Source organism: Mesorhizobium sp. M5C.F.Ca.IN.020.32.2.1, from assembly GCF_004023105.1.
Taxonomy (GTDB): Bacteria; Pseudomonadota; Alphaproteobacteria; order Rhizobiales; family Rhizobiaceae; genus Mesorhizobium; species Mesorhizobium wenxiniae.
Genome location: NZ_RZSX01001342.1, coordinates 1 through 1,076, shown reverse-complemented (window position 1 = coordinate 1,076; position 1,076 = coordinate 1). Strand labels below are relative to the sequence as shown.

Genomic DNA, 1,076 nt, shown 5'->3' with positions numbered 1-1,076 from the left:
CTACAAGAACTGGTCGGATGTCGATGCGTCGCTTCCCGCGACAAAGATCGAAGTGCTTGGCCCGCCGCCGACATCCGGCACGCGCGATGCGTTCGTCGAACTCGTCATGGACGCGGCCTGTCAGGAAGAAGTGAAGTCGGCTAATGAAAAGGGCTGCGGCGAGATCCGCGAAGACGGCGCTTTTGTCGAGGCCGGCGAAAACGACAATCTGATCGTCCAGAAGCTGGAAGCCAACCCCAATGCCTTCGGCATCTTTGGCTTCTCGTTCCTTGACCAGAACGCCGACAAGCTGCAGGGCCATAAAGTCGACGGCGTCGAGCCGACCTTCGAGAACATCGCATCCGGCGATTACGGCGTTTCCCGCTCGCTCTATGTCTATGCCAAGAAGGAGCATGTTGGCGTCATCCCCGGCATGCAGGAATTCATCGCCGAGTACACCTCGGAAGGTGCATGGGGTCCTGATGGTTATCTGGCCGACAAGGGCCTGATCCCGCTGCCGGACGCCGAGCGCGCCAAGTGGGCCGAAAACGCCAAGGCCCTGAAGGGCATGGGTTCCTGAGGTTTCGGGGTCCGGGCGTATATCCGCTCTGACCCTCATGCTCTAAAGCCCAAAGCGCGGGACCAAGGTCCCGTGCTTTGAGCCGGTGAATGACCGGCGGTGGGGACGTCCTGAATCATGGTCGGTTATCTCGTTGTTCTTCTGTTGGTTCTGGCAGCTGCGGCCTATTTGATCGGCCGGAGACGCGCCATTGCCAGTGTCAATGGCGACGTCGCGCGATTGCATTCGCTGCCTGGCCAACATGGCATGTTTCTGGCGCTTTTTGCTGCCGGTCCCGCGCTGCTTGCGATCATGTTGTGGTCGCTGGTCACGCCGGGAATTGAATCGTCGATCATTGCCGACCGCTTCTCCACCGAATTGTCGGGAATGGGCATTCCGCAGGTCGAAGCTTTCATCCGCGACGCTCGCGCGATGGCCTTTGGCGGGCTTGTCGGCTTCGCCGATCCCACGAAAGAGGCGGCTGCCGCCGTCTACAAATCGATCCATACGACCAGCACCTGGATCATCTGGGCCGCCT

Annotated in this window: 2 protein-coding genes; both read left to right on the top strand. The window is 60.2% G+C overall.

All coding sequences use genetic code 11. The annotated features are described in order from the left end of the window. The coding region (locus tag EOA86_RS35830) for a substrate-binding domain-containing protein (protein WP_206630248.1) at positions 1–559 on the top strand (559 nt) is incomplete at its 5' end. 117 nt (positions 560–676) lie between these two features. After that, the coding region (locus tag EOA86_RS35825) for a phosphate ABC transporter permease family protein (protein WP_206630247.1) at positions 677–1,076 on the top strand (400 nt) is incomplete at its 3' end.